Source organism: Saccharicrinis sp. GN24d3 (assembly GCF_052400645.1).
Lineage (GTDB): Bacteria > Bacteroidota > Bacteroidia > Bacteroidales > Marinilabiliaceae > Saccharicrinis.
In genome coordinates, this window is the sequence record NZ_JBQTGI010000008.1 from 150,482 (window position 1) to 174,216 (window position 23,735).

Annotated in this window: 16 protein-coding genes; 14 read left to right on the top strand and 2 right to left on the bottom strand. The window is 39.1% G+C overall.

The window, feature by feature from the left end; genetic code table 11:
• Positions 1-308 precede the first annotated feature (308 nt).
• Positions 309-2,336, bottom strand: a complete 2,028-nt coding sequence (locus ACT29I_RS11405; RefSeq protein ID WP_444793499.1) for a T9SS type A sorting domain-containing protein — start codon at positions 2,334-2,336, stop codon at positions 309-311.
• A 326-nt stretch (positions 2,337-2,662) separates the two neighbouring features.
• On the opposite strand from ACT29I_RS11405, the gene ACT29I_RS11410 reads away from it, so the two are divergent.
• The 7 genes from ACT29I_RS11410 to ACT29I_RS11440 all read left to right on the top strand — a co-directional run bounded on the left by ACT29I_RS11410 (position 2,663) and on the right by ACT29I_RS11440 (position 12,152).
• Positions 2,663-3,805, top strand: coding sequence for a T9SS type A sorting domain-containing protein (locus ACT29I_RS11410; protein WP_444793500.1), 1,143 nt, complete (start codon positions 2,663-2,665; stop codon positions 3,803-3,805).
• A gap of 246 nt (positions 3,806-4,051) precedes the next feature.
• Positions 4,052-4,843: a hypothetical protein gene (locus tag ACT29I_RS11415; protein WP_444793501.1), complete on the top strand. Its 792-nt coding sequence runs from the start codon at positions 4,052-4,054 to the stop codon at positions 4,841-4,843.
• Between the two features lie 316 nt (positions 4,844-5,159).
• Positions 5,160-7,064, top strand: coding sequence for a polysaccharide biosynthesis protein (locus ACT29I_RS11420; protein ID WP_444793502.1), 1,905 nt, complete (start codon positions 5,160-5,162; stop codon positions 7,062-7,064).
• Positions 7,065-7,297: 233 nt separating this feature from the next.
• Positions 7,298-7,534 carry an acyl carrier protein gene (locus tag ACT29I_RS11425; protein WP_444793503.1) on the top strand — a complete coding sequence of 79 codons (237 nt, stop codon included), beginning with the start codon at positions 7,298-7,300 and terminating at the stop codon, positions 7,532-7,534.
• Positions 7,535-7,621: 87 nt separating this feature from the next.
• Positions 7,622-9,595 (top strand): asparagine synthase (glutamine-hydrolyzing), encoded by a 1,974-nt coding sequence (gene asnB, locus ACT29I_RS11430; RefSeq protein ID WP_444793504.1) that lies wholly within the window; start codon positions 7,622-7,624, stop codon positions 9,593-9,595.
• 10 nt (positions 9,596-9,605) lie between these two features.
• A complete protein-coding gene (nadE, locus tag ACT29I_RS11435; protein WP_444793505.1) occupies positions 9,606-10,610 on the top strand; it encodes an NAD(+) synthase in 1,005 nt (334 codons plus the stop codon).
• A gap of 81 nt (positions 10,611-10,691) precedes the next feature.
• Positions 10,692-12,152, top strand: a complete 1,461-nt coding sequence (locus tag ACT29I_RS11440; RefSeq protein ID WP_444793506.1) for a class I adenylate-forming enzyme family protein — start codon at positions 10,692-10,694, stop codon at positions 12,150-12,152.
• A 46-nt stretch (positions 12,153-12,198) separates the two neighbouring features.
• Here the strand turns inward: ACT29I_RS11440 and ACT29I_RS11445 are convergent, their stop codons facing one another.
• Complete coding sequence (locus ACT29I_RS11445) at positions 12,199-12,714, bottom strand: nitroreductase family protein (RefSeq protein ID WP_444793507.1); 516 nt, start codon at positions 12,712-12,714, stop codon at positions 12,199-12,201.
• Positions 12,715-12,911: 197 nt separating this feature from the next.
• Between ACT29I_RS11445 and ACT29I_RS11450 the strand changes: the two genes are divergently transcribed.
• From ACT29I_RS11450 to ACT29I_RS11480, 7 genes are all read left to right on the top strand, one after another.
• Complete coding sequence (locus ACT29I_RS11450) at positions 12,912-13,598, top strand: YdcF family protein (RefSeq protein WP_444793508.1); 687 nt, start codon at positions 12,912-12,914, stop codon at positions 13,596-13,598.
• Between the two features lie 465 nt (positions 13,599-14,063).
• On the top strand, positions 14,064-15,215 hold the full coding sequence (gene wecB / locus ACT29I_RS11455) for a non-hydrolyzing UDP-N-acetylglucosamine 2-epimerase (protein ID WP_444793509.1): 1,152 nt from the start codon (positions 14,064-14,066) through the stop codon (positions 15,213-15,215).
• A gap of 373 nt (positions 15,216-15,588) precedes the next feature.
• Positions 15,589-17,568, top strand: coding sequence for a peptidase U32 family protein (locus ACT29I_RS11460; protein WP_444793510.1), 1,980 nt, complete (start codon positions 15,589-15,591; stop codon positions 17,566-17,568).
• 1,232 nt (positions 17,569-18,800) lie between these two features.
• Entirely contained in the window at positions 18,801-20,936 is a 2,136-nt protein-coding gene (locus ACT29I_RS11465; RefSeq protein ID WP_444793511.1) for a TonB-dependent receptor, read from the top strand.
• A 34-nt stretch (positions 20,937-20,970) separates the two neighbouring features.
• Positions 20,971-21,615: a hypothetical protein gene (locus ACT29I_RS11470; protein WP_430934290.1), complete on the top strand. Its 645-nt coding sequence runs from the start codon at positions 20,971-20,973 to the stop codon at positions 21,613-21,615.
• An 85-nt stretch (positions 21,616-21,700) separates the two neighbouring features.
• Positions 21,701-22,759, top strand: coding sequence for a sensor histidine kinase (locus ACT29I_RS11475; protein ID WP_430934291.1), 1,059 nt, complete (start codon positions 21,701-21,703; stop codon positions 22,757-22,759).
• Positions 22,760-23,530 (top strand): LytR/AlgR family response regulator transcription factor, encoded by a 771-nt coding sequence (locus ACT29I_RS11480; RefSeq protein WP_430934292.1) that lies wholly within the window; start codon positions 22,760-22,762, stop codon positions 23,528-23,530.
• Positions 23,531-23,735 lie beyond the last annotated feature (205 nt).

A 23,735-nucleotide genomic window follows, 5' to 3' on the forward strand; every position in this document is an offset into this window, starting at 1 on the left:
AAGTAAGATATGTTTCAGTCAGGGAGGCAAATCCCCGGGAATAGTGTTATGTGACTTATGGGTGATACCTCTCAGGCTCGCCGGGGAGCGATGCGTGTATTGTGATTATGGTTAGCGAGCATTTCAAGTTATTGAAATAAAGCCGTATATCCATTACAGAATGACCCTATATTAATTTGGGGTCAAAGGTAAGCGTAAATACGTATTAAAAAATGGAGGGTTTTCTCGCAAATACAAAAAAAGAGCTGGCAGCAAAAGTTCCCAGCTCTTATAATTTTTACCTTCTAAATTTTAAATAAATATCTGAACTATTGTTTAGTGACAGAAGTGCTAATTTTGTTTTCGCCATCATTTAAGGTCACCGTATAATTCCCGGTTTCCAGCGGTGATAGGTTAAGCACTATTTTATTCAGATCCTGTTTGGCAGAAAAAGAATCATACAAAACCGTTTCTCCTGTCTCGTCTGATACAATGACCGAGAGAATAGCCGCTTGCGGACATAAAAACTGAATAGCAAAAAGATCCTTCGTCGGATTTGGGAATTTTTTAACTATTTTATAATCAACCACTATATCGTCAGCTAGTTTTGTTACCGAACAAGAGGCCGAAGAGGTTCCATTGTTCAGCCGGACGATATAGTTGCCGGAGGATAAACCTGATAAATCAACATTTACCTGGTTGTTTTCGCCAATCGAGGCAACGTCGGTAATTGATACAAACTGCGTGCCTGCACCATTTACAACAGTAACACTTACCTCTGAGGCTTGCGGCGAATAATAAGAAATGGTTACATTCCCAACTGTTTTATCAGGGGAATAATCCGTTATCTCTAAAGGCCTGTAATTATTGGGCATATATTCCGAGTATCCGATGTCTGGTTTACCGCCATAATAAGGTAGTCCCACATCGGTTCCCGCGTCAACTAAATCGCTACTTACTGCCAATTTTATTGGACTTGGAGGAAGCGATCCATCAGAGTTACGTGGAGCTGTGAAAAGTGCATAGATCTCATTCAAATCTGTTGTCACAAAGTCGGCATCAGTAACCGTATAATCGGGATTTACCTCGAAATATGGATATCCTGCAATCCATCGCCACGTATTATTACTTTCGGTATATTGGTCGCCATGTAAATAAACATAATAAGGTTGACCATTACCTGGCTCGTTCGACTGTGGGTCAAATGAAATATTATTTCGATATTCCGATAAACGTGGATAGTTGTCGGCTGATGAGGGTGAGCTTGCAAACCCAATATTACACTTAAAAGCGGTATTGTTATAATACCTAGAGTTGTTTCGACGGTACGAATCTTCATCCACTCCGATAGCTTCTCCATTGCTGTTCGCATCCAGCTCCCCAAAACCATGTGTGGCCCCGATAGCAAGTGAATTGGTAACCCTAACATATACGGAATCTACACTATATTGAAACGGGCGAAGTGGTGACGCAAATTTAAAGCCATTTCTTTCATACCCCCAATCCCCAAGATTATCAAATTTTGTCCCGGGCATAGCCCAACAATTATCAACAATACGATAACTGCCTAGTCCGGTAGGGTCTAAACCATCATCTGTATAATTCCATAACCTACATCCCTGCCATATAGCTACATTCCCAAAATAGTTAACGGTCTTGAAGCAGTCTGCCCCGTTACCAATTGTACTAGATAGTGTATCACACAAATTAAATACATCACAATTAATGTACCGCATAGTGTCAGGATGGTTAAACCCCCATGGCGGTGGGGGTGCCACATCTCCGTAAACGAGCGCATCGCCTTCATTCCAAGACCCGCTTTGTACCCAAAACCCTCTCTGTCCAACATCATGTACAACAATATGGTCGAAAGTCAAGTTGCATACTTCATTTGCAGATATAGCCCCGTTCAATACGCTATCACATTGATAAACATTTTTGACCTCAAAATCTTTGAAAGTAATGTATTGAACTCTGTTAAGATATATACCTGAATTATAATAATTGCCATAAGGGTAATCCGCATATATCTCGCAATGGTTCTGGCAGTTTAGCACCGCCCATTCGCCGGGATAACTCATGATGGTTATCGGGTTTTCCTGCGTGCCACTTGATCCTTCCGGTTCAGGAAAAGCGACCGGGTCTATTGCTACCGGACCTATGGACATATATTCACCTCCCCTAAGATAAACGATGTCCCCCGGCCTTGCTGATGCAAACCCCTTGTTCCATGTGGCCCACGGCCTGTCAATTGTCCCCGGATTGTTGTCATTTCCGTCTACGGCAACATAATACGTACTTTGCGCAAAAACGAGCAGAGGTACAAATAATAGTAGCGTAAAAACTAACTTCTTCATAATTGTTGTATTGATTTTTGTGTTGTGTTGAATTGTATGTATTATCTTTGTGTCTTATTACTTTAACATTGAATATTTTTTTTCAAACGTAATGTTTTGAAGTTTATTTTTGATACGATTAAAAACTTTCCAAATGTACGAGCTTTAATTAAAAATGTTTCATTGTTGTATTCATTCATTCAATTTCGATTCTTAAATTAAACTTTTTGACTGTAAAGTTTTATTAAAGTTTTATTGAAGTAATTCTTTACGAGATTGTAAAAAAAAGTGTATTTTTGCCTCAAAATTAGTTTGTAAGTTCCTCATTGTTAGAAATATTATAGATTATGAAAAATATTTTATTCCTATTGGTATTAAGCCAAATTTCATTTGGCGTGTATGGTCAAATTATAGCCGACCATTCGGTAGTTGATGAATATGAGAATATACCTCAGGAGTATATTGATGCCGTGAAAAAAATGTGGGTGGTGGTAGCTGGAGAATCTCACAGTGCAGCATACAGGGATGGACTTGCAGAATTGGAAAGCCAAAATTTTAAGTATTCGGTAAGTGTTACTGAGTCGGATGAGCCCGAATCCTTTACCGAAGCAAATTTAAGAATAAGTAGGGGAACTTGGGGCGACCTTGATAACGCATCGGGATGGATATATAATTATGGAGAAGAGGATTGGTGTTGTTATGTTAACCCTCCAGTATATACCTACAATCCGGATGCGGTTGCTAGAACAAAAGCAGGCATAGCTTTTTGTAACAGTAACGAAGGTATTAAGCTTAGTGCTATTGGATTTGGCCATTGTTACGATGATGGAAAAGGATTGGCCGACAGTTATTTAAGGGCTACTCAAGAATATGTGGATTTCTGCAAAGACAATAACTATGCAACCAAAGTTTTCTTTAGTACAGGCCCAATCGATGGTTATATGGCAGAAGGGGCAAATGGCTATGAGCAATACGAAAAATGGGAAATAATCCGGGACTACATTAAAACCCACCCCAATAGTATATTTTTCGATTATGCGGATATTTTATCATACAATAACAAGGGCGAAAGAGCTACCGCATCCTGGAACGGGCATACTTTCCCGGTGTTGCACCCTGATAATGAGGATGGCGGATATACTGGACACATTGGTATGGTTGGAGCTGTTAGGATTGCAAAGGCCATGTGGTGGATGCTTGCCAAAATAGAAGGCTGGGAAGGAGTTTCTACCGATGTTGATAAGTTAAACCATAATCAAGCAGCACGATTGGTGCGAGCAGATAAAGGGTCGATTATCGTAGAACTTGGAGACAAGACTGAATTTCAAGAAGCGGTTCTTTATGATCTGCGGGGTAAAAAAATGTCGGAACAGCCAATTAAAAGCAATCGGTGTAAGTTTTACACTTCGGATCTTGTTTCTGGTGTATATCTGATTTCCCTTGTCAGTTCTGCAGATATGGAAACAATCAAGGTTGTAATTAAAAATTAAACAACAGGTAGAGAATACCATTAGGCCAGATTTCTTTCTATTTATACTGGCAGAACTATTTCACTGCGGTAATACCATAGATGAAAATTAGTGTAAACTTTTCTCAATTTACTTTCATCCAGTAATATTTTACGAACAGAGGTAGTTAATCAATAAACAATTATTATTGGTCAATTTTTTTGTGTTCTAGAGCATACAAGTTGTATATTACATTGTATATTACATTCAGAACTAATTAAAGCTTATATGATGAATAAATTATTACTTGTATTTATAACTATTTTTGCTTTGGGATTGGGGTCATGTGAAAAAGATTCCATAACGCAAGAGGTTCCTGGAGAAATTCCAGGATTGGGAGACACTTCTGGGCAATTGGAGATTACAGAAAATTTTGAATTGCCGGATGATATTCTATTAGAAGGAGTAATAACCGGATTGGACGAACAGGAAACCGCAACAAGTTTAAAATCGCTTGGAGACTTGGCTTGTTATGGAAGTGGGAGTGAAGTAAAGCTTAAAATTACCTTACAAAACAAAGGTATCCGAAGTAGAACAGTCTTTTTTCCCAAAGGGCTAATTTGGGAATGTACAGGCGGAAATTTCCAACATGGAATCCAAATTCAAACGACATGGCTTCGCTTAAATCCAGGACAAACGCGAACTGTAACGATATACCTTTATTGTGCTAATCTGGGATTGCCAAGACCTGACAATAGTGCTATATACCGTATACTTGGGGTGACTAGTTCAAAAGTATTGATGAGGTTGTTAGATCTTATTGGGTGGAGAATGGTTAATTACGAAATGGTTGTTGGTAATTCTTTGAAATCGGCTTCTATGGACATGAGTTATGAGGAAATAGTGGAAAAACTACAAACTATTGTGCATAATTTAACTGATCGAGGTATTGATTTAAGGGAGGAAGATATTGAATTTATTGAAAGTATCCCGGAACTTCCATTGGATAAAAGACCTGAAGTAGATGAAAATGGAAACTATCCTGACGATTTTGAAGAGTTTTTAGTATCAGGTGAGTAGGGAGTTAATTTTAACTATCTGTTTAAATTAAAAAATAAAAAGGTAAGTCCAACTTGGGATTTACCTTTTTTGTACTGCTTTTCTAATGATTTAACAAATCAATGTAGCCATTCATCATAAAACATCCCCATATTGTAAATTAATCCTACAATCAACGTAAAAAAATCATAAATTGAATGTCGTAGTAATGTTTTAATTGCTTTATTAATGAAGTTAGGGTTTAATACATTATCATGAGAAGTTTGAGTTGTTCGTCTTTATTGATAGTTGGGTTTGTAATATCAATTTTCTGTTTTAGTCATTAAAGTTCAAATATATGAAATCTTTATTGTTAAATATTTTTAATGGTAGGACTGTTTCACCTTGGTGGATTCTTTTAATTGATATGGGAATAGTTGTGAACGCATTTTTTCTAGCCTTTATTCTTAGAATAAATGTCCAACTTTCTTCGTATTCGGTATCAGAATTGGCAATAGGAGCTTTGTGGGTATTTGTAACTTACTTAGGATCATATTTGTTTTATGGATCTTATAGGGGTGTTATTCGTCATAGTAACTACAATGAGCTTAAATTACTGATAATAGCATGTGTGACAGCATTTGGTTTCTTATTAATTTCTAGTATATTTTTTAATCTTATTGGTTTTGAAGTATTCCATATTCCAAGATTAGCCCTTGTATTTCATTTTTTAATGACCGTAATGCTAAGTTTTGCATTCCGGATGTTTGTAAGAGAGGTTTATGCCTCTTTAACCAGGAAAAGTACCACAACCAATGTGTTTATTTATGGAGCAGGTGATATGGGTCAGATTACGCTGGAAGCTATCAGGGGTGATAAAATAAACAAGTATAATGTGGTAGGCATTATTGACGACAACGTAAACAAATGGAATATGATATTACACTCTATTCCGGTCATGAGCTGGGAAAAAGCTTTGAAAATTGGCCAGTCAAAGCAAGTAGGTGTTATAATATTAGCAATAAACGGCATTTCTGTTCAACGTAAACATCAAATTGCTGATGCTTGTTTGGATAAGGGTTGGAAACTGAAGGTGATGCCATCGGTAGGAAATTGGATTGACGGTATTTCTAACCAAAAACAAATCAGGGATATTCGAATAGAGGATATCCTTGGCCGCGACGAGATTAAATTGAACCAACTTCAAATAATGGAAGGCCTGGAAGGCAAAGTTATTGCGGTTACCGGTGCGGCAGGTTCAATAGGTTCGGAAATAGTGCGTCAACTTTTACGTTTCCCGGTTCAAAAAATTGTGATGATTGATATCGCCGAATCTGCATTGTATGATTTACAACAAGAATTGATATTGAGTCATAGTGATGCCCCGTTCGATGTTGTTTTGGCGGATGTCACAAATGAACAGCGAATGCACGAAGTATTCGGAAAATACAGGCCGCATATAGTTTTCAATGCTGCTGCATATAAGCACGTACCGTTAATGGAAGAGTTCCCTTATGAAGCCATTAGAGTTAATATTGGGGGGGTGAAAGTGCTTGCGGATTTAGCGGTTGATTATAAAGTTGAAAAGTTTGTGATGATTTCTACGGATAAAGCAGTTAATCCAACCAACGTAATGGGAGCTTCCAAGCGAATTTGTGAGATCTATATACAAGCTTTATCCCAGTCTGGAGGAATACGAACAGAATTTGTTACAACTCGCTTTGGTAATGTTTTAGGTTCTAATGGTTCTGTAGTGCCATTGTTCAAAAAACAAATAAAAAGAGGAGGCCCCATAACTGTTACCCACAAGGATATTACCCGGTTTTTTATGACTATCCCGGAAGCTTGTCAATTGGTGCTGGAAGCTGGTTTTATGGGGAATGGCGGTGAGATTTTCGTGTTCGATATGGGAGAGCCTGTTAAAATTGATGATCTGGCTAAAGAGATGATCCAACTATCGGGATTGAAGTTAGGAGAAGACATCGATATCGCTTATACCGGTTTAAGACCAGGTGAAAAGCTTTATGAGGAACTTTTGGCATCCAAAGAAAATACTTTGCCAACACATCATGATAAAATAATGATTGCGAAGGTTAGACAATATGAATATCAACAAATTAAGGATAAACTGGATGATTTGTTGTTGGCGCTAAAAATCGAGGGAAGTCATTTGCTGGTAAGTAGGATGAAAGATTTGGTGCCTGAATATAAATCTCAGAACAGCCGCTATAGTGAGTTGGATAGTCAATTGTTGCTGAAATAAGGATGTGACCGTAAACTTAAGGGTGTGTTAATATACTAATTCGATTGAAGTGCAGTATTGGGTAGGTTTGTAAAGGGTGATTCTTCAAGCTTTCATTATGGTAATAGAAAGCTTAAGATTTAGAAAACAATTACGTTTATCTAAAAAAATATGGTATTCGGCAAACTATACCATATTCTAAATTAAAAAGCTTTATATTTAATATATATATGGTAATTGTAATAGACAAAAATATGAAAGAAGAAATTAGGAATTTCATTGCAGAAACTACATTTAGTGAGCCATCGGTTATTAAAGATGAAACTTTGATATTTGATGAGGGTATTTTTGATTCAATGGGGTTGTTAGGACTCATTAATTTTTTGGAGAGCGAATTTGATATTGTAACTGAAGATACGGAGTTACAGGAAGAGAATTTTGGTAGTGTTGAAAGAATAGCTGCCTTTGTGGAGAAAAAAAAAGCGGCTTAGTTTAGTCATTAGTAAATTGGTCATTGGTTATTAGTTATGGTTTATTTTCCCATTGACTGTTGACTGTTGACTGTTGACTTAAAATAGATGTGTGGGATTGCAGGATTTGTAACGAATGACATATTAAATGACCCCAGGCAAGTCTTAAATGCCATGTTAACTCGCATTCGGCATAGGGGACCGGATGAATGCGGGGTATATTTGTCTGATGACGCATATATAGGCAGCGTTAGATTGAGCATTGTTGATTTGGCCTCAGGTCAACAACCCATGTGCACGCAGGATGGAAGGTATTGGATAGCCTATAATGGTGAGGTGTTCAATCATCCCGAACTAAAATCCTTACTAGAAAAGAAAGGTCACCAATTTCGAACAAATTGTGATACAGAGGTTGTTTTGCATATGTATCTGGAGTTTGGCGTTGAGTGTCTTAACCAATTAAACGGACAGTTTGCATTTTCCATCTGGGATTCATTTGAAAAAGAACTTTTTCTGGCACGTGACAGAATGGGTATTCGTCCCCTATTTTATTCCGAAGTGCATAATGATTTTGTGTTTGCCTCTGAAATAAAGGCTTTATTCGAATATCCGGGAATAAGGCGTCAAATGAATATTATAGGGTTAAACCAGATATTCACTTTTTGGACTACCCAAACGCCAAATACAGCATTTAAAAATGTATATGAATTGCCCCCAGGTCATTATGCTAAGATAAAGAACGGAAAACTTAGCGTAAAGCGTTACTGGTCGTTGTCATTTGATAATTGCCGTCATATATCTGTGTCTGATGCAGTTGATGATTTTCGTTATTTGTTCAAGGATGCCTTGAAATTGAGGATGAGGGCGGATGTTCCGGTTGCGGCTTATTTGAGTGGTGGTCTGGATTCCACCAGCACCACAGCTTTTATCAAGAAGATTTTTCCTGAAGCCTTGAATACGTTTTCTATTGGTTTCGAGGAAAAGGATTTTGACGAATCTGTTTTTCAAAAGGAGGTAGCCCATCATTTTGATACCAGACATCATTCTGTTTCTTTTAAAAACGAAGATGTAATTGACCTTTTTGAAAAGGTGATTTGGCATACCGAGATACCTGTTTTACGAACCGCTCCATTCCCAATGTTTAAACTTTCTAAACTTGTACGGGATAATGGCATTAAGGTGGTCATTACCGGAGAAGGAGCTGATGAGATGCTGGGTGGTTACAATATTTTTAAGGAAGCGATAATAAGACATTTTTGGGCTAAATACCCTGATTCGCATTTGCGTCCATTGTTACTTAAAAAGCTGTACCCGTATCTGCCGCAAATAAAAGATGCAGGAACAAGTGCGCTTAAACTGTTTTTTGGTTATAAGCTCTCCGAAATTGACTCTCCGGCTTATTCGCATTTGTTGAGATGGAATAATACCAGCCGAATTCGGAATTTCTTAACAAGTGACAGCCTTGAAAATTTAAATGGGACTGACCTGGTTAATGAGTACGAACGAGGGATATCGTCTAAAGTAAGTAATTATTCACCCTTGGCTAAGGCCCAGTTTATTGAATCCAATGTATTTATGTCGGGATATCTATTGTCGTCACAAGGAGACCGTGTGGCTATGGGTAATTCCGTTGAAGGTCGTTATCCTTTCTTAGACCACAGAATAATAGAGTTTTGCGCAAGTTTGCCGGATGACTTAAAAATCTCAGGATTGGATGAAAAGTATCTTTTAAAGCAGGTAGTTAAAGATGTGATTCCTAAATCTGTGTTAAAGAGACCAAAGCAAGCTTATCGGGCTCCAATTGCTCAAGCTTTGCTTAATGATAAAACAGGTTTTGTGGATGAATATTTGTCTGCAACGAAACTAAAAGAGGCAGGTGTTTTTGATGCAGCAAGAGCCGGAAAACTAATGACAAAGCTGCGAAAAAACACTACAATAAACGAAGTAGATAATATGGCGCTTATGGGAATGCTTTCTACCCAGGTGTTATATGAATTGTACATAAGAAATTATCGTCACCTGTCAACCGATGAGATCGAACCAGGAAGGGTGATGAACCCAACTTATCAAGAAAAGTTATAGCAATATGTTAATGGACCGTAAACCTTTTTCGAAAGACATTCTTCATCTTGAAAATATTGATGAAGTAATTGAAGGCATCTGCGAGCAAATGCGCGAAGATGTTTATAAAAGATTTCGCCGATATGGCGGAGTTATTGGAATAAGCGGAGGAATTGATTCTTCAGCAACACTAGCTATCGCGACCAAGGCATTCGGAGCTGATAAGCTATTGGGCATTATGCTTCCTGAAACAGATTCGAGCCCGGATAGCGAAAACCTGGCCAGAGAATTAGCTGATAAGTTTGGCGTAAAAAGCATTGTTGAGAATATTAGCGGTGCTTTGGATGGATTTGGCTGTTATACCAGAAGAGATGAAGCTGTGAAAAGTGTAATTCCTGAATATGATCCTTCGGTTGATAAGATGAAGGTGATTATCCCCAAGGAATTTGTGAATAAAAACCTGCCACCCGTACACTACGTGTCGGTTACCTTTGAAGATGGTTCCGAAAAAAGAGCTCGCCTTCCCATGAAGGAGTATTTGCAGATTGTGGCTGCCTCAAATTTTAAACAGAGGTGTAGGGCTAATATGTTGTATTACCATGCGGAAGCTTTAAATTACGCAGTGCTGGGAACGCCAAATAAACACGAAGTTCAGCAGGGGTTCTTCGTAAAGTATGGGGATGGAGCTGCGGATGTAATGCCAATCGGTAATTTATACAAAACACAGGTGTATCAAATTGCGAGACATCTCGGGGTTCCTCAAGGTATTATTGATCGGACACCTACCACGGACACCTACTCTGCAGAACAAACGCAGGAAGAATTTTTCTACCAAATGCCGTTCGAATCAATGGACTTGTTGTGGTATGGATGGGAAAATAATTATACGCCGGAAGAAGTGGCCCCTGTTATGGAAATGACTCCTGAAGAAGTTAATAAAATTTACAAAAACTTTGCACGGAAAAAGAAGACAACAGAATATTTAAGAACAGCACCTTTGCATCATTATTACATTAATCAGAATGTTATAGTGTAATAAAAAATGTCAATACAATAATGAGCACTCTATGATGAAACTGCATGGAGTGTTTTTGTTTGTTATCTAAACTAGCCAATTATGAATTGTATAGATTATTTATTGCCAGCTGATGTTAACGATAATGACTTGTTTGTCCTGGGTCAACGAGAGCCTTTGTCCTTTGTTGATTTGCGTGGGCAGGTGGCTAAAGTGGCGGCTCAACTAAAGGAAAATTACGGGTCAGGGAATAAAATGATATTATTGTCACCAAATAATAACTTTTTTATAGTTTCTTATTTGGCTATTATGAAATCAGGAAATGTTGTTATTCCTTTAAATCCTGCAACAGAGAAAGAGTCCTTAAAGTTTGTGAAGAATCAAGCAAGCGTTGAGTTGGCATTTGTGCCTAAATTATTAAGAAAACGAATAGCCGTTGATTTTAATGAAATATGGGATGAGGATATATTAAAAGGACTATGTGAACAGTCAGAAATTGGTTATAAAATTGAACAGGATTTTGCTGAAGATACCCTGGCACAGATTATTTATACATCAGGATCTACAGCTATGCCTAAAGGGGTGATGATCTCGCATAAAAATATTATCGCCAATACTTCCTCGATAATAGAATATTTAAAATTAACGTCGGACGATATCATGGAATGTGTTTTACCATTCTTTTATTGTTACGGACTATCCCTTTTGCATACGCACCTAAAAGTCAAAGGAAAAATTGTTTTGAACAACAACTTTATATTCCTAGGTTCAGTATTTAAGGATCTGGAAAAATATAAATGTACGGGTTTTGCAGGAGTCCCAAGTCATTTTCAGATTCTTTTGCGCAAGTCTGATACTTTTAAAACAGCAGTTTTTCCACATCTAAGATATGTGACACAGGCGGGGGGGAAGCTACATACAGTCTTTATCGAAGAGTTTCAAAAGGCCCAGCCCAGCACTAAATTTATTGTGATGTATGGGCAAACGGAAGCCACTGCAAGGTTGTCGTACTTGCCAACTGAGAGGTTACAGGATAAGCTTGGGTCCATTGGTAAAGGTATTCCGGGAGTGGAGTTAAAGGTGGTAGATGAAAATGGCGTTCCTACCGAACCAGGTGTTGTAGGCGAGATTGTAGCAAAAGGTGACAATGTAATGCTGGGCTATTATAAAGATAAAAAGTCAACAGAAGAGGCGCTAAAGGATGGTTGGCTATATACCGGTGATTTGGCCAAAATAGACGAGGATGGTTTTATTTATCACGCAGCACGTAAAAAAGAAATTATTAAGGCGGGAGGTAAAAGAATAAGTCCAAAAGAAATTGAAGAGGTGATTGTTTCGATGCCAGGCGTGGTAGACTGTTCTATTAATGGGGTACACGATGAAGTGCTTGGTGAAGCGATAAAAGCAACAGTCGTGAAAAATGATGCCGATAATGAATTGAATGAAAAATTTGTCAAGGAATATTGTAGTAATAATTTAGCCGCCTATAAAATTCCCCATATTATTGAGTTTACTTCAAAGATGGATGTAAATGCGGCTGGCAAGAAAGTGAAAAAATCCTAAAATAAAAGCTTGCAACTTTAAAGCTGTTGTTTTAGGATCTGTGGTTTTACCATTTGTTAAAACTTAACACCTCATCAATACCCTTGCGTTTTTTCTCGGGTGCTTTAATTTCAACCGGATATCCAATCGCTACGATGGCAATGGGTTCCCAACCTTTTTCTGGTTGCAGGGCGCCGTTGACAATTTCAGGATTGAAATGACAAACCCAACAGGTTCCCAACCCAAGTTCTGTTGCCGCCAGGGTCATATGGTCTATGGCTAGGGCTACATCTATATCGCAATGGTCTTTGCCGTCGAAAGATCTTTTCCAAGATTCTGCATGATTGCCGTAAACAACGATCAGGTTCGCAACTTTTTGAAACCATTCCCGGGGGTAAGCTCCTCGTATTTTATTGAGTAAGTCTTCATTGTCAATGGCAATAAATTTCCATGGTTGATGGTTAGCAGCCGAAGGGGCAAGTCTGCCTGCGTTGGCAACCTGCTTTATTAAAGTTTGATCTACCTTGTTTTCGTGATATGCCCTGACAGCATACCGCGACCTCATTAACTCTTTAAAATGCATACTATACTATTAAAAAATTCAATGATTTTCACATACCATAATTTACAGTACAATATATCAAATGTTCTTTGTATTTTTCAACTGTTAAAATGTTTTTAGAAGGTTTCTAAATAAATTACATGTTTTTTTTACTATCAAAATTATTGCTTTTTTTCCTTTCCCCTATTTGGTGGGTCTTAATGTTATTATTGTCCTTTATGGTTTTTAATAATTTAAAAAAACGACGTCTCTTACTGGTATTGGCTATTGGCATACTGATTGTTTTTTCGAACCAACTTATCTATTATCAGGTAAGCGGTTGGTGGGAAGGTGAGTTGGAAAAGTCAGAAAGTTTGCAACAGTACGAAGGAATAATATTGTTGGGGGGATTTTCAAATTACCGTTCAAAGTCCCGGCGAATTCAATTTACAAGAAGCAGTGACCGCTTATTGCAAGCTGTTCGATTATACAAAGAAGGAAAAGCCAACCGTTTTATATTTACGGGAGGTTCAAGCAGGATTATTATACGGGAAAAAAGCAGTGGTGAATTTTTAAAGGAATACCTGGTGTTATTAGGAATACCCGAGGACAGTATTTTAACCGAATGGCAGGCCAGAAATACCTACGAAAATGCGGTAGAAACATGGAAGTTGCTGAAAGCCGAAGGGATATCAGACAAAAAGTTTTTGTTGGTTACATCGGGCTTTCATATGAAACGGGCATTAGGTTGCTTTAAGAAAGTGGGAATAGATGTTACCCCTTTTAAAACAGATGCATTGCAAGGCAATGTGCCGCCAGAAATTTGGGAATGTTTTATGCCATCAGCATCCGTTTTGGCCACCTGGGAACTGTTGTTTAAAGAATGGGTTGGATATGCCGTGTATAGCGTAAAAGGGTATGTGTAGTTGATTTAAGTTTTTTAATGGCTATAAGAAAAGGTAACAATTCTCTTTTAAAAACCCTCTAACTCTCCCGATTACGAGTTTGGGACAGGCTCTAAAGGGAGAACTCTCCGTAGAGAGCTAATTCCCCTTTAGGGGTTAAGGGTAATCACCAAGGAGAATTTATCAAATAGAGAGTTTTCTTAGATGCACTATTTAATCAAGCAAGATAGACGGTTGGTTTGTATGCTAATTGCTTGCAATGCAGATATTTTATTGCACTTAGTGACTGGTTTGCTTTGCTCCTGCGTCTTTATTTAAGATAATTAGAAAATAGGTATTCTACGCATCTAAAGAGAAGCGTGATATTCGTCCTAAGATTGTGTATAATAATCATAAGATCTCCATCATTCACAAGTAATTTAGTTGCCCAATCAGAAAAAAGTGTATTTTTAAATGATTATTTAATGCTTCAAAATAAAAGCCAATATGAAAATTATATCAGTTGTAGGAGCTCGTCCTAATTTTATGAAAATTGCTCCATTCATAAAAGCCATTAATGATTATAACCGAACTGATCATGGAGAAATTCACCATATTTTAGTTCACACTGGTCAGCATTACGACGATAGAATGAGTAAGTCATTTTTTGAGAGCCTTGAGATTCCTGAAGCTGATATCAATCTGGGTATTGGAAGTGGTTCTCATGCTGAGCAAGTGGGGAAAACCATGATTGCCTTTGAGCAAGTTTTAATAAAAGAAAAGCCGGATTGGGTTGTGGTAGTAGGAGATGTAAATGCCACCTTAGCATGTTCTGTAACGGCGAAAAAAGAACATATAAAAGTGGCTCATATTGAAGCAGGTTTGCGTTCTGGTGATATTTCAATGCCTGAAGAAATTAATCGTTTGGTTACGGATCGGTTATCGGATTTATTACTTACGCCTGATCTGATTTCAAATCAGAATTTATTAGCAGAAGGGGTGGATAGTGGGAAAGTTGAGTTTGTAGGGAACATTATGATTGATACGCTTGAGTCTAATCGAAACAAAGCTACGGAACTAAATATACGTGATATTATAGCCAATAACCTTGTTAAAGCAAACCACGTTCCCCAAATGGATATTCAAGATTATGCCGTGATAACAATGCATAGGCCCTCGAATGTAGATCAAAGAAAAATTCTCGAACCAATCATTCGGTTTCTTGTGAGTACCGTAGCCTCTGAACGATTATTACTTTGGCCTATACACCCAAGAACCTATAAACAACTCGTGGCATTCGACCTATTAGATATGATCGAAGAACATCCTAATATTGTTTTATTGCAACCACTGGGTTATCATGATATGCTTCGTATCAACATGGATGCGAAAATAATGCTAACTGATAGTGGAGGACTTCAAGAAGAGTGCTGTGTATTGGGTACGCCATGTTTAACATTAAGGTGGAATACAGAGCGCCCTGTTACTTTGCAGGAGCATGGAGGAGCTTCAGTGTTGGTAGGTAATGATATTGATAAAATAAAGCATGCCTATCAACAGTTGCTGTCGGTTGACAGAGTACCTTCTAGACCTCAATTATGGGATGGAAAGACAGCAGAAAGAATTGTGGATGCCATTGTCAAAAGGTGTAATCTTTAACCTTTTTAATACTGGCATTATATCGTTCTTCTACCAATCCAATTTATTTTATATTTCCTTTTAGCTTGAGACAAGAGAGCTTTAGGTTTTGAGGAACGTGTTTTTGTCGGACACTAGTGATAATTTATTGTATTTATTGATGTTATAGATTTACGCTGAAAATATTTTTATAAGTGAAATTGATGGGGCGCAACGATAGGCGTAAGTGAAATGACTATGCCAGTTTAAAGAATTAGGGGGTATGCGTTGCCCCCAATGGCAGTTGTTAGTCAATAGATTTTATTATGGGAAAATGACTACCAACTGCCTAATGTGGACTGAAAACTATTTTTACTACTTTTGCAAAATCATTTACCACACAGAAAAATTTTAGATGGATTTTAAACCGGAGTTGTTGATCCCGGCAGGGAATATTGAGTCGTTTCATGCGGCATTAGAGGGAGGGGCAGATGCCATTTTTTTGGGATTGAAACAGTTTAATGCGCGGGGACGTGCGGTTAATTTCTCCAATCCGCAATTGATTACCATGCTGGATATGGCGGGGAAGAAAAACGTTAAAATCTACGTTACGCTAAATACCGTAATCAAGAACCACGAGATCCCGGAATTATTGGATGTGTTGAATTTTCTGTCGCAAACATCTGTTAGTGCTGTAATTATTCAGGATTGGGGCGTTTGGTATCTGGCAAAGAAGTTTTTCCCGAAATTAGTAATTCATGCCAGCACACAAATGGCCAATCATAATTCCATTGGTGCCAACTTCTCCAAAAAAACAGGCATTGATCGGGTGATATTAGCCCGTGAATTAACCCATCGGGAACTGGAATTGATCATGCATAAAGCACAATGCGAGATTGAGATATTTGTTCATGGTGCTTTGTGTTATTCGTTTTCTGGATTGTGTCTGTTTAGTAGTTATCTGGGAGGAAAAGGGGCTAATCGTGGTCAGTGCACCCAACCTTGCCGAAGGGTTTTTAAGGACAATGGAAAAGACCATGCCATATTCTCGCTAAAAGACAATCAGCAGATTAAATTGATTCCTGACTTCGCGAAGATGAAAGTGGCTTCTTTAAAGATTGAAGGACGGATGAAGTCGGCAGCTTATGTGTATCGGGTTGCACAGGCGTATCGCATGGTCATCGATCATCCCGGAAAATTGCCTGAGGCAGAGGAAATGCTGAAGTGGGATTTTGGACGCGAAAAGACCGATTATTTTATGGGCGGTAATGTGCGGGGCGCTATCTCTGATAATACCAATAACGGAATATTTCTGGGAACGGTGAAAAAGTTAAGTGACGATGGCTTTTTCGTTCAATCGGAACTAAATATTGAGAGAGGGCAACAGTTACGCGTGGTGAACAAGCTAGGGGAGTCAGTATCTGTAAAGGTAAAAGAGGTGACTGCGGAGTCCGGGAACTATCAGGTTTTTACTGAGAAAGCAATCAGGAGAGGGGACGATGTGTATCTAATAGGATTGCCATCCAAAAATTTCTCCAATAAGTTTGAGGAGTTAAAACACAAAAATATAAAACCTGTAAGTGGGGCCTACAAAAGAAAAATAAGGCAGGATATCCAGATTAAAAACCAACAAAGCAGTAAACCGGAATTTTTTGTGCGCATCGACAATGTGGAGTGGTTACGTAAATTGCGTGTTGATGATTTTAAAGGAATATTCCTGGATCTTTCAAAAAAAGATTGGCGTAAGATACCATTTGACAGTCCTTTCTTTAAAAAGAATTTGTTCCGTTTTTATATGGAGCTGCCGGGTTTTGTGGCGGAAACGCATTTGCAGGAATGGCTGCAAGACATCAAGTGGCTTACCCGCAAAGGGATGAAAAACTTTGTGGTCAGCCATCTTTCGCAATTGGACATGCTGCCCAAAGGTTGTAAGGTAATTACCAACGAAAGAGTATATGTGTACAATGATGCTGCCATAAGGGGAATAAAGACCTTTGGCGTGCAGCATGTGACTTATCCCGTTGAAAACGACTTCGAAAACCTGCAGAAAGGAACTTCAAGGGATGGAATCGTACCTGTTTATGCCAACCCGGAGTTGTTTTTTGCCCGTATGCCAGTGGAGGTATACCATCCGGAAAACGAATTTATGGACAATACCGATAAGGAATTTAAACGTTATGTGCACAACGGAATGACATCGGTTTATTCTAATACACCGGTGGCGTTAATGCAATATGCCCATACATTAAAGAAAGAAGGTTTCTTTAGGTTTATGTTCGATTTGCGCACCGAGGCCCCATCGAAGCACTTACCGGTTAAGTTGTTTAAAAAGTTCAATGCCTCGGAACAGCTGCAGCCTTCTACAACCTTTAATTTTAAAAGAGGGCTGAGTTAGCTGAGCGCAGGATTGCAAGCGTTGCCCTGAGGTGGTTAAGCAAGCCTATGGCAGTGGTTTATCCGGGATCTGTGATTGATGGGTAATGTGAAGAATCCGTTTTATATGGGCTGGCAGTCGTTTTAGATATAGCCTAAGGGCAGTTTTGGGATTGGTATATTGTAGTAAACCAACTTGAGGATTTCAGTTTTTAATTTTGCATGGTGGGTGCGCCCTTGGTTAATTACCCATGGCTTCCTTTTTTGCCTGGGAGCCAATGGTTGTTTACCCATGGCCTCCTTTTTAGCCCGGGAGCCAATGGTTGTTTACCCATGGCTTCCTTTTTAGCCCGGGAGCCAATGGTTGTTTACCCATGGCTTCCTTTTTTGCCCGGGAGCCAATGGTTGTTTAACCATGGCCTCCTTTTTTGCCCGGGAGCCAATGGTTGTTTACCCATGGCCTCCTTTTTTGCCCGGGAGCCTATGGTTGTTTAACCATGGCTTCCTTTTTAGCCCGGGAGCCAATGGTTGTTTACCCATGGCCTCCTTTTTTGCCCGGGAGCCAATGGTTGTTTACCCATGGCCTCCTTTTTAGCCCGGGAGCCAATGGTTGTTTACCCATGGCCTCCTTTTTTGCCCGGGAGCCTATGGTTGTTTACCCATGGCTTCCTTTTTAGCCCGGGAGCCAATGGTTGTTTAACCATGGCCTCCTTTTTTGCCCGGGAGCCAATGGTTATTTACCCATGGCCTCCTTTTTTGCCCGGGAGCCAATGGTTATTTACCCATGGCCTCCTTTTTTGCCTGGGAGCCTATGGTTGTTTAACCATGGCCTTCTTTTAGCACCGGGAGCTAATGGTTGTTTAACCATGGCTTCCTTTTTTGCTTAGGCAAGCTTTGGATGTTTCCCGGGTGATGCTTTAGAGGTGTGTAATGCGCCTTTGAAATACCATAAAACAAGGCGTTGCTGAAACGAGGTGTAGCACCGCTCTGTTGAGTTGAAGCACTGAGTAAAACGTTTTGTTTTGAAATAGCTTAATCGCGTAACAGGATTTCTAATGCATGTTGTGGATTTAATAACCACGGCTTTTTACAGCCTTAATTTTTAAATGGGAATTGAGCAAACCATGGCCAATGACTAATCAGACAATGACCAAATACGACTTATCCTAAAAAAACAACCGTTCGGTCATCTCTTTTTCGTCTTTCGGGTGTTTGTTGGCAATTTTGAACTGTCATTAAAAATAACACTGAATCATGAAGGCAGTCCTTTTTGCAATCCTATTCGTTATTTCCGTCCATTTGGTTGCGCAAACTCGTGTTATAGGCCATGTAACCAATAAAAAAGGGGAGCCTATTGTAGGCGTTAATATCTTTTTTAAAGATACTTATGATGGAGGTATCAGTGATATAAACGGGTATTTTGAAGTGCTAACACCAACGCTGGGAGAATTAATATTGGTTGCGAGTTTTATCGGATATAAACCATTTGAACAAGAAATTTCGACAGGAGATCATCATATTGACATCCTTTTGAAAGAAAGCACGCAGAGTATTGAGGCGGTTACAGTAACTGCAGGAAATTTTGCGGCAGGAGACAAACATAAGGCTTCCGTCATGAAGTCGCGCGATATCTACACAACCGCGGGATCGTTGGGAAGTATAACAGGCGCTTTAAATACCTTGCCCGGCACACAGCAGGCCAATGACGACGGTAGATTGTTGGTAAGAGGTGGTGAGGCATATGAAACAAAAACAGTGATTGATGGCGTTCTTGCCGGAAAACCTTATTACTCCAAAGTTCCGGATGTGCCAACCCGCGGACGGTTTTCTCCGTCATTGTTTTCAGGTGTGATGTTTAATACGGGGGGATACTCAGCGGAATATGGCCAGGCTTTGTCATCGGTATTGGTATTGGAAAGTAACGATTTGTTTACCGAAGATGTTTTGTCGCTGTCGTTGATGAGTCTAGGAGCGGAAGCCAATATAACCGAAACGTGGAAGAATAATTCCATTTCGATATTAGGAAGTTATATCAATATGGCTGCTTATTACGGAATGGTAAAAACCAAATTTGATTGGGAAAAGCCTACGGAAGCGGGGAGCGCAAGTATTATCTATCGGCATAAAACCAAAACGAATGGAATGCTGAAAGCTTATTTTACGGCAGATGTTGGGGAAACCCGTTTTAAAACAAATGGTGGAGTTGATGATATTTGGTATACCACCGAATCGAAAAACAACAATTATTACGGGAATATTACCTATCGTCAGCCCTTGAACGATAATACATCCATTAAGGCAGGCGTTTCGATAACTATCGACAATCCCGATATAACATACGCATCGCAGCATATCCGAAACAGGGAAACAAATTCGGAGTCACGAGCGATGTTGATTCATGAATTGGGCGATGGAATCAAGCTGAGGTACGGCGTGAGCAATACATTAACCGATTATTCTCAGACGTACAGAGCGCATCCCGATTCATCCGATTTTAATCCTCAGTTTCAGGATTTTTTATCGGGCGCTTTTGCAGAATCACAGTTGCAGCTCTCTGGAAATATGGCCTTGTCAACTGGTGTCAGGTACGAATATTCGTCTTTGTTAAAACGCAGCAGTCTGGCACCGCGACTTGGAATGGCCGTCGCAACAGGAAAACGGAGTCAGATATCAGCATCCTACGGGCATTTTTATCAGAACCCGCATCCCGATGAATTAAAATTTTCATCCGACCTGAATTTTGAAAGAGCGACACACTATATTTTGGGATATCAAACAGGAAGCATGGACGAGCGTTTTTTTAGGATAGAGTCCTATTACAAAAAATATTCACAACTGGTGAAATATGATGGGCAGGAACTCTATGATGCGGAATATTATAACAATACAGGGAGCGGAGAGGCGATTGGACTGGATTTGTTTTGGCGGGATAACGAATCCATCAAATTCCTGGAATATTGGCTTTCGTACTCCTATATCGATACACACAGAAAATATAAGAGTTTTGACTTTAGGGCGCAGCCAGGTTTTGTATCTAACCATAACTTCTCGGCGGTGGGGAAATATTGGATCTCGGCTGTTCGGTGTCTGTTGGGAGGGACATATTGGATAGCGAGTGGAAGAAACTGGTACGAGAATACGTCCAACGGAAAAATCACCCACCCAGGTGATGTAACGCACGAACTTAATTTGAATCTGAGTCATATTACGCAAGTTTTCGGCAATCAAACCATTATTCACTTGTCTTTATCCAATGCGTTGGGATCAAAAAATGTATACGGATATCAACAAAGTCCCGTCCGCAAATCAGATGGAGCTTCTGTTTACCTACCTATAACAAATGACATTCAGCAGTTTGCTTTTATAGGAATATTTATAACTTTAAAATAACAGCCAGGTACGATTGGCATAAATTATTATCATCATGAAAAAGCTAACAGTTATATTAACAGTGTTCATTCTTGTTTTTGTATTTAAGATGGATATTAATGCGGAAAATTATGAAGAAGTAATGCAGCAAAACATTGAAAAAATGTATCAATCAAAAACGGCCCAAGAATTAACGGCTGTTTCAGCCGCTTTTTACCGGGTGGCTGAAAAAGAAAAGGAGGATTGGTTGCCATTATATTACGCTACGTATTCGTTGGTGCGAATCGCCTTTTTTATAAAAGACGAAGACGAAATTGACAAACATTTAGATTTGGCTCAAAGCTATATGGACAGGCTTTTGGAATCGAAACCTAAGGAATCGGAAATACACGTCTTACAGGCTTTGCTCTATTCCATGCGGATTACAGGTCCGGCCAGGGGAATGAAATATTCCATGCTTTCGAATGGTGAATTGGATAAAGCAGAGGCCCTGGACAATAAAAATCCCAGACTGTATTATTGCAGGGGTAACAATATATATCATACGCCGGCGATGTTTGGTGGAGGAAAGAAAAAAGCGAAAGTGCTGTTTGAAAAGGCCGATACGCTTTTTAATAACAATAGCGCAAGGGGGGATTTGTGGCCTTCGTGGGGACAATGGCACAATCATAAAATGTTGGAACAGTGCAAAGAGGAGTAGGGTATTCGAAAACTTGCCTTTCCCAAAGTTTTAAACTTTGGAAAAGTTTTTAAAATATGGATGGAATAAGCAAAAGTAAAAAGGAATGGGAAAGTTGAATAAAAAACAGAATAGATGGAACCTCAAAAAGTTCTTAATCATTGGTGGAATCTGTATCCTGATCGGAACAGTGTCGGCACTTGTGTTGGGCGGACGTCTGCCTTCCAGTTTTAAAAATTTCCTTTATAATGCGGGTTATTCCTTGATGATCGGATATGGTCTTTTTGCCAACGGTTTTGTTTTTTGTTTGGTAGATAAGCGATGGCTTTCCTGGATCAAACGCCCTGTCAGCAGTTTTTTTATCGCATTTTTGGTAACCACGGCGTATTCATCCATAGTAATACTTTTTACCAATTGGTTTTGGTATGGATTTTTAATGGATTTAAGCTGGGATGAGTTTTGGCCATTTGGGAAAAAAATATTGCTTTTGGAGTATGCGGTTCTGTATTTTATCACTCAGTTTTTTTATGCCAGGGCATTCTTTTTTGAATGGCAGGAATCGCTGTTGGCGAAAGAAAAACTTAAACAAGAAGCTATATCGTTGCAATATAAGGTGCTGAGAAATCAGGTTAATCCGCATTTCTTGTTCAACAGCTTAAATGTATTAAGTTCCTTGATTAAGTTAGATGCAGAAAGGGCAGGGGTGTTTGTGGACAAACTATCCGGTTTTTATAGGGATCTCCTGGGATTTAGAGGTAAGGAAATAGTTTCGGTGAAAGAAGAAATGCAATTTGTAAACCAATATATTAACCTACAAAAGGAACGTTTTGGCGATAATATTATTGTCGAAACACAAATAGATAATTTAGATGATTTTCAACTTATCCCGATGACTTTGCAAATGTTGGTAGAAAACGCCATCAAGCATAATCAGGTCAGTAAGGAGAATAAATTAAAAATCAGATTATTTTTACAGGATGATTATTTAGTGGTGGAAAACAACTTGAAACCCTATTTAAATCCTGTTGACGGAGAAAAGTTGGGACTGAAAAATCTGGGCGAAAGATATAAGTTTTTAACGGATCGTAATTTTGTAGTTGAAAATACGGATTCGCACTTTACCGTTAAAGTACCTTTGTTACGTATGGAAGAAAACGTTGCCTGAATGATGAAAGTTTTAATTATAGAAGATGAGCCATTGGCAGCCACACATCTCTCGGTTTTGATGAAAGAATGTGATTCGGAAATTGAAGTGGTGGATGTGTTGGACAGTGTTTCAAGCGCAGAAGAATGGTTGAAGTCAAACATGCATCCCCCTTTAATATTTATGGATGTGCATTTGGGCGATGGTATTTGTTTCGAAATATTTAACAGGGTGACGGTTGCCTCGTTTATCATATTTACCACTGCTTATGACCAATACGCTCTCCAGGCTTTTAAGGTAAACAGTGTTGATTATTTACTGAAACCACTGACCAAAAACGCATTGTGCGATGCGTTGAGCAAATACAGGAGCTTCGCCCAAAAAGAAGAGGTGAAACCTTCGATGCCGGATATTTCAAAACTGCTGGAAGCCATCCAGAATAAAACCCCCGAATATAAAGATCGATTCGTTGTGAAGGTTGGTGCGCATATTCGCCCCGTTAACACCGCCGAAATAGCCTGCTTTTACAGCTTCGAAAAAGCGACTTACCTCCTGACTAAAATGGGTAAAAACTACCTGGTAGATTATGCACTGGATAGGCTAGTGGATATGCTTGACCCTGCAATTTTTTTTAGAATCAACAGAAAGCATATTATTTCATTAGCCTCGCTTGAGGATGTGGTATCACTTGGACCCGCTCGTATAAAGGTTAAAATACAAGCTTACCGGGAAGATGATATGCTGGTTTCGCGTGAGAGGATTAAGGAGTTTAAGAACTGGCTGGAAGGGTAGTCATCAGTCAACAGTCATCAGTCAATGGTCGGCAGTCTTCAATCGATGGTCATCGGTTACCGGTCAAATGTCAGTGGTCTATAGTATAAGTGTTGTCAGGGCTCTTCCCATGGCCTTGGGCCGGGTGAAGAGCAATTGCGTGGTAAGGAAGGTGGGGGTGCTGTATTTTCCATACGCTGTTTCTCACCTTGTGTTTTTTGCTCTC

Coding starts and splice junctions, on each gene's coding strand:
- ACT29I_RS11405 (WP_444793499.1), bottom strand. CDS start 2,336: ATGAAGAAGTTAGTTTTTACGCTACTATTATTTGTACCTCTGCTCGTT.
- ACT29I_RS11465 (WP_444793511.1), top strand. CDS start 18,801: ATGAAGGCAGTCCTTTTTGCAATCCTATTCGTTATTTCCGTCCATTTG.
- ACT29I_RS11425 (WP_444793503.1), top strand. CDS start 7,298: ATGAAAGAAGAAATTAGGAATTTCATTGCAGAAACTACATTTAGTGAG.
- ACT29I_RS11410 (WP_444793500.1), top strand. CDS start 2,663: ATGAAAAATATTTTATTCCTATTGGTATTAAGCCAAATTTCATTTGGC.
- ACT29I_RS11415 (WP_444793501.1), top strand. CDS start 4,052: ATGATGAATAAATTATTACTTGTATTTATAACTATTTTTGCTTTGGGA.
- ACT29I_RS11480 (WP_430934292.1), top strand. CDS start 22,760: ATGATGAAAGTTTTAATTATAGAAGATGAGCCATTGGCAGCCACACAT.
- asnB (WP_444793504.1), top strand. CDS start 7,622: ATGTGTGGGATTGCAGGATTTGTAACGAATGACATATTAAATGACCCC.
- ACT29I_RS11420 (WP_444793502.1), top strand. CDS start 5,160: ATGAAATCTTTATTGTTAAATATTTTTAATGGTAGGACTGTTTCACCT.
- ACT29I_RS11440 (WP_444793506.1), top strand. CDS start 10,692: ATGAATTGTATAGATTATTTATTGCCAGCTGATGTTAACGATAATGAC.
- nadE (WP_444793505.1), top strand. CDS start 9,606: ATGGACCGTAAACCTTTTTCGAAAGACATTCTTCATCTTGAAAATATT.
- ACT29I_RS11460 (WP_444793510.1), top strand. CDS start 15,589: ATGGATTTTAAACCGGAGTTGTTGATCCCGGCAGGGAATATTGAGTCG.
- wecB (WP_444793509.1), top strand. CDS start 14,064: ATGAAAATTATATCAGTTGTAGGAGCTCGTCCTAATTTTATGAAAATT.
- ACT29I_RS11475 (WP_430934291.1), top strand. CDS start 21,701: ATGGGAAAGTTGAATAAAAAACAGAATAGATGGAACCTCAAAAAGTTC.
- ACT29I_RS11450 (WP_444793508.1), top strand. CDS start 12,912: ATGGTTTTTAATAATTTAAAAAAACGACGTCTCTTACTGGTATTGGCT.
- ACT29I_RS11470 (WP_430934290.1), top strand. CDS start 20,971: ATGAAAAAGCTAACAGTTATATTAACAGTGTTCATTCTTGTTTTTGTA.
- ACT29I_RS11445 (WP_444793507.1), bottom strand. CDS start 12,714: ATGCATTTTAAAGAGTTAATGAGGTCGCGGTATGCTGTCAGGGCATAT.